This window comes from Aminobacter sp. 01T433, from assembly GCF_056398585.1.
Window position 1 is genome coordinate 1 of the sequence record NZ_JBFTPR010000044.1, and the last position, 9,092, is coordinate 9,092.

5 protein-coding genes are annotated in these 9,092 nt (G+C 61.6%); 4 read left to right on the top strand and 1 reads right to left on the bottom strand.

The features are described from left to right. Positions 1 to 564 (top strand): DUF481 domain-containing protein (locus tag AC1DLV_RS29990; protein WP_476836338.1); only part of this gene is annotated, 564 nt, incomplete at its 5' end. Positions 565 to 610: 46 nt separating this feature from the next. Here AC1DLV_RS29990 and mutS read toward each other — a convergent pair. After that, the gene (mutS, locus tag AC1DLV_RS29995; protein WP_476803599.1) at positions 611 to 3,259 is read right to left on the bottom strand and encodes a DNA mismatch repair protein MutS; all 2,649 of its coding nucleotides are present in this window, start codon (positions 3,257 to 3,259) and stop codon (positions 611 to 613) included. A gap of 189 nt (positions 3,260 to 3,448) precedes the next feature. Between mutS and AC1DLV_RS30000 the strand changes: the two genes are divergently transcribed. The 3 genes from AC1DLV_RS30000 (at position 3,449) to AC1DLV_RS30010 (ending at position 8,753) form a co-directional block, all read left to right on the top strand. Beyond that, positions 3,449 to 5,737: an NADP-dependent malic enzyme gene (locus AC1DLV_RS30000; protein WP_476803596.1), complete on the top strand. Its 2,289-nt coding sequence runs from the start codon at positions 3,449 to 3,451 to the stop codon at positions 5,735 to 5,737. A gap of 708 nt (positions 5,738 to 6,445) precedes the next feature. Then, on the top strand, positions 6,446 to 7,390 hold the full coding sequence (locus tag AC1DLV_RS30005; protein ID WP_476803597.1) for a 5'-nucleotidase: 945 nt from the start codon (positions 6,446 to 6,448) through the stop codon (positions 7,388 to 7,390). A gap of 46 nt (positions 7,391 to 7,436) precedes the next feature. Beyond that, complete coding sequence (locus AC1DLV_RS30010; protein ID WP_476803598.1) at positions 7,437 to 8,753, top strand: hypothetical protein; 1,317 nt, start codon at positions 7,437 to 7,439, stop codon at positions 8,751 to 8,753. Positions 8,754 to 9,092: the final 339 nt, after the last annotated feature.

Consider the following 9,092-nt stretch of genomic DNA (forward strand, 5'->3'; position numbering starts at 1 on the left):
ATCCTGGATGAACTCGACTTTGCCGCGATGGCGATCGCCGAAGCGCGGAACGGGCGCTACAGCATCTTTGGCGATTTGATCTACTCCAAGATTTCGTCCGGCCGAGGCACCCCGCGAGGCGTCCTTGCTGACAGTGTGGATCTGACGTCGACGACCTTTGCCGGCTTCCTGGGTGCTGGCTATTCCGTTTTCGAAAGCGACGCCGGGCGGTTCGATATCGTCGGCGGCATGCGGGTCTGGTCGGTCGATACCGAGATTTCCTTCAGTGGCGGCATTCTTGGCGGCGTGTCGAGAAGCGACAGCGCCACCTGGGTGGATGGCCTTGTCGGTGTTCGCGGCAACTATTCGTTCACGCCGAAGGTCTTCTTCACGGGCTGGGGACTGGTCGGAGCCGGGGGAGCGGACGTCGACTGGGATGTCGCGGCAGCACTGGGCTATCGTTTCAACGAGCGTTTCTCCGCAATCGCGGGATATCGGGCGCTCGGCGTCAACTACGAAAACGATGGCTTTGTCTTCGACGTCGTCCAGCAAGGCCCGATCTTCGGTCTGACGATGAACTTCTGAGACACAGGCGAAACGCGCCCGTCGCCACTGGCGACAGGGCTCTCGCTCAGCGGCCGGAAAGCCCCTTCAGCTTGTAAAGCGCATCCAGCGCCTCGCGCGGCGTCATCTCGTCGGGGCTTAGCCCTTCGAGCGCCTTGGTCAGCGCGTCGTTGGCGACGGGCTTTGCCGCCTCGCGCTTCACGGCAACCGAAAACAGCGGCAAATCGTCGACAAGCCGGTTGGCTTTCCCTGAGGTTTCGCCCTCTTCAAGCTGGTGCAGCACTTCCTTGGCACGCGCCACGACCGCGTCCGGCAGGCCGGCGAGGCGGGCCACCTGGACGCCATAGGAGCGGTCGGCCGCACCCTTGCCGACCTCGTGGAGGAACACCACTTCGCCTTCCCATTCCTTGACCCGCATCGTCACATTGTGCAGGCGTTCGAGCTTGCCCGAAAGGGCCGTCAGCTCATGGAAGTGCGTGGCGAAAACTGCGCGGCAGCGGTTCTTCTCATGCAGATATTCGACCGCCGCCCAGGCGATCGACAGGCCATCGAAGGTCGCCGTGCCGCGTCCGATCTCGTCGAGGATGACGAGCGACCGCTCGCTCGCCTGGTTGAGGATGGCTGCGGTCTCGACCATCTCGACCATGAAGGTCGAGCGCCCGCGCGCGAGATCATCCGAGGCGCCGACACGCGAAAACAGCCTGTCGACAACGCCGACATGCGCACTCTCGGCAGGGACAAACGAACCCATCTGGGCGAGGATGGCGATCAGCGCGTTCTGGCGCAGGAAGGTCGACTTACCGCCCATGTTCGGGCCGGTGAGCAGCCAGATCGCACCGTTGCGGCCATTCTCGGCCGGCGACAGGTCGCAGTCATTGGCAACGAAGGGCGCAGATGCCGTTCGCCTGAGTGACTGCTCGACGACGGGGTGGCGCCCGCCCATGACCTCGAATGCAAGGCTGAGATCGACCTGCGGCCGGCACCAGCCTTCGCCTGCGGCAAGCACGGCGAGGGCGGCCGAAACGTCGAGCACCGACAGCGCATTGGCGCCGGCACGGATCGCGTCCGCATGGGACACAGCCTCCGCCACAAGCTGGTCGAAGGCGGCGAGTTCGATGGTCAGCGCCCGGTCGGCGGCGTTGGCGATCTTGGTCTCGAGGCCTGCAAGTTCGGTGGTGGTGAAGCGCATCGCGCTGGCCATTGTCTGGCGGTGGATGAAGCGCGCCTTGGCCTCGTCAGTGCCGTTCAGCGCTGTGTGATTGTTGGCCGTCACCTCGATGTAGTAGCCAAGCACGTTGTTGTGGCGGATCTTGAGCGAGCGGATGCCCGTTTCCTCGATCAGGTCGCGTTCCATGCCGGCGATCACGCGGCGCGACTGGTCGCGCAGCGCTCGCATTTCATCGAGCTCGCCATGGTAGCTCGCGCGGACAAAACCGCCGTCGCGCTTGAGCAGCGGCAGCTCGTCGCCCAGCGCCGCGTCGATGTGCTCGGCAAAGTCCGTTGGCAGCGCCGCAATCGCAGCCATCGCCTCTTGCAGCTCCTCAGGCAGCGGTGCTGTCCCAAACAGCCCGGCAATGGTGCGGGCGGCGGCAAAGCCCGAGCGCAGCGCGCCGAGATCGCGCGGGCCGCCACGATTGAGCGCCAGGCGCGACAGCGCGCGTGGCATGTCGGCGACGCCCTTGAGGCTCAAGCGCAGCGCCTCGGTCAGCCTGGTCTCCGCAAGGAAAAACGACACCGCGTCGAGCCTGCCGGTAATCGCGTCCGGATCGGTCAGCGGCGACATCAGCCGGTCGGCGAGCAGCCGCGCGCCGCCGCCGGTCACCGAGCGGTCGACTGCCCGAAACAGCGAGCCGTCGCGGCCGCCCGAAAGCGTGCGCAAAAGTTCGAGATTGGCGCGTGTCGCCGGATCGATGAACAGCGTCGAGCCTTCCTGCTCGCGCTCGGGATGCGACAGCGGCGGACGCTCGGCCTTCTGGGTCTTTTCGACGTAAGCGATCGCGCCCGAGATCGCCGACAGTTCAGCACGGCTGAACGCGCCAAAACTGTCGGGCGTCGCCACCTCGTAGAAACGCGCGATGCGTCCCGGCGCCGATGTTGAATCGAACAGCGAAGGCGGCTGCGGGTTGACGATGCGGCCGATCAGGTCGAACGTCGGCTTGAGGTCCTCGTCATGGAAGGCAGGTTCGGCGACGATCAGCTCGCGCGGGTCGATGCGGAAGATGTCGGCGGCGAGCCTTTCCGGCGTCGTCTCCGAAACGCGAAACACACCCGTCGAGATCTCGATCCAGGCGAGCGCAAGCTGTGCTTCGCCCGCACCCTTGACCCGCCCCAGCGCCATCAGGAAGCTCGACTCCTGCGGCGCCAAGAGCTTGTCTTCGGTGATCGTACCCGGCGTCACCAGGCGGACTACGTCGCGCTTGACCACCGATTTCGAGCCGCGCTTCTTGGCTTCCGCCGGGTCCTCGATCTGCTCGCACACAGCAACGCGGAAACCCTGGCCGATCAGCTTTTGCAGATAGTCGTCGGCCGCATGGATCGGCACCCCGCACATCGGGATGTCCTGGCCCTGATGCTTGCCGCGCTTGGTGAGCACGATGCCGAGCGCACGCGATGCCTTCTCCGCGTCGTCGAAGAACAGCTCGTAGAAATCGCCCATGCGGTAAAACAGCAGCGAATCCGGATTCGCCGCCTTGATCTCGATATACTGCTCCATCATCGGCGTCGGCGCGGCGTGCACCTGGGCCTCCGCCGGCGTTTCCGCTGATATCGTCGGTCGATCGTTCACGCCTGAGCTTTCAAAAAAGGAAATCCACCGCTCTGCTTGGCGGTTTACAGCGCCGATGTGTAGCCTTAATCCAAAACGCTCCACAAAAAGAATATTTCAAGGGTAGGATCGCTTCGCACCATGGCCTCGAACAAGAAAACCGACAATTCTGGCCCCTCCGTTTCATCTGAGGAGGCGCTCGAATTCCACGCCATGGGCCGTCCCGGCAAGCTGGAAATCGTGCCGACCAAGCCGATGGCGACCCAGCGCGACCTGTCGCTTGCTTATTCGCCAGGTGTCGCGGTTCCGGTGAAGGCCATCGCCGAAGACCCCTCCCGCGCCTACGACTACACCGCCAGGGGCAACATGGTCGCCGTCATCTCCAACGGCACCGCGATCCTGGGCCTCGGCAATCTCGGTGCGCTTGCTTCCAAGCCCGTCATGGAAGGCAAGGCGGTGCTGTTCAAGCGCTTCGCTGACGTCGATTCCATCGACCTCGAGGTCGACACCGAAGACGCCGAGGAATTCATCAACTGCGTGCGTTTCCTCGGACCCTCCTTCGGCGGCATCAACCTCGAAGACATCAAGGCGCCCGAGTGCTTCATCATCGAGCAGCGCCTGCGCGAGCTGATGGACATCCCCGTCTTCCACGACGACCAGCACGGCACCGCCATCATCGCGGCCGCCGGCCTCATCAACGCGCTTGCCATCACCGGCCGCGACATGAAGACGTCGAAGCTCGTTTGCAATGGCGCTGGTTCCGCCGGCATCGCCTGCATCGAGCTCATCAAGTCGATGGGCTTCACCCCTGACAACGTCATCTTGTGCGACACCAAGGGCGTGGTCTACCAGGGCCGCACCGAAGGCATGAACCAGTGGAAGTCGGCGCATGCGGTCAAGACCGAGGCGCGCACGCTTGCCGACGCCATGGACGGCGCCGACATCGTCTTTGGCCTCTCCGCCAAGGGCGCGCTGACGCCTGCCATGGTCCAGTCCATGGCCAAGAACCCGATCATCTTCGCCATGGCCAATCCCGACCCGGAGATCACGCCCGAAGAAGTCGCCGAGATCCGCACCGACGCCATCATGGCGACTGGCCGTTCGGACTATCCGAACCAGGTCAACAACGTGCTCGGCTTCCCCTACATCTTCCGCGGCGCGCTCGATGTCAGGGCGACAACCATCAATGACGCCATGAAGGTCGCCGCCGCCAACGCGCTCGCCGATCTCGCCCGCCAGGACGTGCCCGACGACGTCGCTGCGGCCTATCAGGGCAACCGGCCGAAATTCGGCCCCAACTACATCATCCCGGTGCCGTTCGACCCGCGCCTGATCTCGGCGATCCCGATCGCGGTCGCAAAGGCCGCCATGGAATCGGGCGTCGCCGGCCGGCCGATCCTCGACCTCGACAAATACGCCAACGAACTCTCCGCCCGCCGCGACCCCATCGCCTCCACGCTCCAGCGCATCTACGACCGCGTCCGGCGCCAGCCCAAGCGCATCGTCTTCGCCGAGGGCGAGGAGGAGCAGGTCATGCGCGCCGCCGTCTCCTACGTGAACCAGAAGCTCGGCACCGCCATTCTTCTCGGCCGCGACGACGTCATCAAGGAAAACGCCCGCCACGCCGGTATCGATCTCAACAAGCTGGGCCTTGAGATCATCAATGCGCGCCTGTCGCGCCGCAACGCCATCTATGCCGACTTCCTCTACGAGCGCATGCAGCGCAAGGGCTATCTGCTGCGCGACTGCCAGCGCCTGATCAACAACGACCGCAACCACTTCGCCGCCTGCATGGTCGCCCTTGGCGATGCCGACGGCGTGGTGACGGGCGTCACCCGCAACTACTCGACCGTGCTCGAAGACGTCCGCCGCGTCATCGACGAAAAGCCCGGCCACCGCGTCATCGGCGTGTCGATCGTGCTCGCGCGCGGCCGCACCGTCATCGTCGCCGACACCGCCGTCCACGACATGCCGAACGCCGAGCAGATCGCCGACATCGCCGAGGAAGCCGCCCACTTTGCCCGCAAGATGGGCTACGAGCCCCGCGTCGCCTTGCTTGCCTACTCGACCTTCGGCAACCCGCCCGGCGAGCGTTCCGAGCGTGTCCAGGAAGCGGTCAAGATCCTCGACAAGCGCCGCGTCGATTTCGAATATGACGGCGAAATGGCCGCCGACGTCGCCCTCAACCACCGCCTGATGCAGCAGCAATACCCCTTCTGCCGTCTCTCGGGTGCCGCCAACGTGCTCGTCATGCCGGCGTTCCACTCCGCCGCGATCTCGACCAAGATGCTGCAGGAACTCGGCGGCTCCACCGTCATCGGCCCGCTTCTGGTCGGCCTCAACAAGCCGGTCCAGATCGTCTCCCTCAACGCCAAGGACTCCGACATCGTCAACATGGCGGCGATTGCGGCGTATAACGCTGGGACTTGAGAAGCGGAGACGTAGCAACCGCTGATCTCCCCCTTGTGGTGGGGTGAGGAGTGGTTGCCGCAGGCAACGAAAAGCCAATTGCTTGGCTTTTCGAACGACGAACGCCGGCAGGACAGAGGGGGGTGGGAAGGATCGCATCGTTGCCGCTCTCCTCACCTCAAGAGACGGTTGGGCGCGACGCCAAAGCTGCTGATCTCCCCACCTGAGGGGGAGATGCCCGGCAGGGCAGAGGGGGGCGCGAAGGATAGCGAGGCTTCCGCCCTCAGAGAGGGCGCGCGCCACCAACGCGCGTCATCCCGGAAACCGGAGCGAAGCGCAGGTTATCCGGGATCCATTGGTCAGAAGATCGTCTGGAGCGGCCGGGTCCTCGCCTTGGCGCGCTTCATTAGTGCTTTGCGAACCCAGACCCCGGCCGCGCCAGTCAATGGATCCCGGATAGGCATCGCTTCGCTCACCTTCCGGGATGACGGGAGGTTGGCGCTTGTTCGAATTGTGCAGAGTTGGCGCGACGCCGAAGCTGCTGATCTCCCTCCTTGTGGGGGAGATGCCCGGCAGGGCAGAGGGGGGTGCGAAGGATCGCGAGGTTTCCGTTCTTCCTCGCCCCAACGCAAGTGGAGGCGGATACGCCAAGCATACAAATTTGCCGGCTAGGAAACGTCGCGAGTTCATCTTACCGTTATGCTGAGTAAATTGAGCGCGATTCCAAAGATGAATGAGCATGCAATCGAACTACGAGCGAGGCCACTCCGGATCGGTATCTCGACGCGGGCACTTTTCGACCTCGAGGAAGAGCATGCAGTCTTCATAAATGAGGGCGTGCATGCTTACTCGGATCTGCAGCGCCAGCGAGAGAATACCCTAATCGAAAAGGGATCGGGCTTTGAGGTCGTGGAGCGGCTGCTAGGGCTCAACGAACGCGACGAGAAGCCATACGTCGAGGTGGCTGTGCTGTCTCGGAACTCACCTGATCTCTCTCTCCGCGCGTTCAACTCCATCGAAAAATATGGGCTAGCAATAAAGACGGGTAGCTTCACTGGTGGCCGTTCACTCGGCCCATTCATCTCAGCATGGGATGTGGACCTGTTCCTCTCGAATGAAGGCTCCGACGTCCAGGCGGCGGTATCGGCGGGAACTGCTGCCGCAAGGCTCGGCATTCCACCGCAAGGCCGTCTAGAAACGATTGAGGATGAAGTTCGGATAGCTTTGGACGGTGACGCCGTCGTCTTTAGCCCGGAGTCCGATGAAATCTACAAGCAACATGGGCTGCAAGCATTCCTACAACACGAATGCGAGAATGCGACCAAGCCGATGGCAGGCGGTCCCTTCGGCAATTTCCTGAAGAAGCTGTCGATACTACGGAATATTTATATGAATGATGATGGCTTTAGTAGAGTCCGCATCGCCATTGTTACGGCACGAAACGCACCTGCTCACGCCCGTGTTGTTCACACGCTCAGAACTTGGGGTACTCCAGCCGACGAAGCTCACTTTGTGGGGATTCGTGATAAGGCCCCAGTTCTTAAGGCCTTCGGTGCACACATATTCTTCGATGACCAGGAAAAGCATGTCCTAGGCGCTTCCGCGGTAGTTCCATCAGGACATGTGCCTGGACCGCACTCGGCCGATGCCCCTGTGATCCCAGCAGGTTACTGAGCCGCAATTCATTTTAATTTATTGGTAGAAAGGTTGTGGGGAAAGCATGGCGCACCGCGATGCCGTTTCTGCTGTTGTAAATCGACTTGGACAAATGCGAGCGCTCTGGGAGGATGCCGCTAAGGAGTACTTCGACCCAAGCCGGTTCCTCCTACACCTTCAGGGCTGCATCACCGTTAGTCGTACCGTTACCTTCGTTCTCCAGAAACAAAAGGGGGTGATCGAGGACTTCGACCAATGGTATTCCCCTCACCAAGAGCGACTAAAGGCTGACCCGGTCATGAAGTGGGCGATGGAGGCTCGCAACTCGATCGAAAAAGAAGGAGACCTTAGAGCCCTCAGTCAGGTAAAGGGCGAAATCATTGCTTCGTATTACGAAGGTCCGGTCAGCGAATGGGTTCCGCAAGCGCTCTTTGTTACACCGCAACAATTCTATCGAGCCATCCTCGAGAGGCTGAGGAAAATCCCCCATTTAGTGGAAAACGGCACGCTTTTGATCGAGCGCAGATGGATTGACGAGGAGTTGCCAGATCGCGAGGTTCTTGAAGCCCTGGCGCATGTTTACAGTCAACTTGCGGCAACCGTTGCGGATTTCTGCTCCCATCTTGGGTTCGAGCCACCAAAGTGGATAAGCAGCCCCCCGAACACAATGCAAGAGCTTGCCATGGATCGGGCAGTTTACGTCTCCATGAGAGACGGTTCGACGACTGGTTACCGACTTCTGGCAAAGAAGCTTGATATCGACAAAAAGCTCCTGAAAAAACGATACGGGGATCAGCGAGGGAGGTGGCGTAAAATTAATGAAGCTGCTTCGTTTAAAGAGTTGTGCGAGGCTCACTTCGCGATGGCGCGGTATCTAATGGTAACCGATGGCTACCACAAGGGTTTCGCATTTCTATTCAAAGGCACGGTCCCTGTTCAGATAGTCGCCACGGAGCATCCCGACAGAGCGACACGCTACGTCCTTATGCGTGACTTGGCCCACCTTGCCCGAATAGAGGGTGCAGATGGATTTTTGATGGTGGCGGAGGTTTGGACCGCGAAGCCGGATGAAACGCCAACTGGATTCGCTGCTGACTCACCCAACCGCAGCGAGGCTCTTTCGCTCGTCGGAACGAACCGCAAATGCGAGAGTTATTCTCTAATGGCGAGCATCACACGAAAGAAGCAAAAAAAGCACAAGGTTAAGAAACTTGGGGCCACCAACTTCGCCGCGAGCCCGACCATTTGGATGCTTTATCCGTTTCAACGTATGTGGGGCTGCGTGGACGAAGAAAGTATGTTTGAGGTTGACGAAGAGTTGGTGGCCAAGGGAGTTGTTAAGGACATTTATGTTCCGGCTAAATCTCTCGGGGACAATTGATCAGAGCAGAGGTCCGCAAGATCATTCTCTGTCACCATCTGTCAGCAATCACCGTGGATAGCCGCGCCGGTTTTTCCACGCCCTGAAAACCTGCCGTATCATCATCCTCGCGATCTTCCACGGGACCCCGGTGCGCACCGGGCTCGGGGGGAAGCGCCGGTGCCGGGCTGGTGGGAGGTCGGTTCTCCCACTGGGTGATGAGCCCCCAAGCCCGGGCCTTGCGGCGGCTGGCGGTGAAAGCCGAGGCGACTGAGCGGGGCAAGAACACCGAGCGGGGCGCGAACGTCGCGCCACATACATAAACTAGGAAGGCACGGCCTCGCGCCCCGCTTCCCGAAC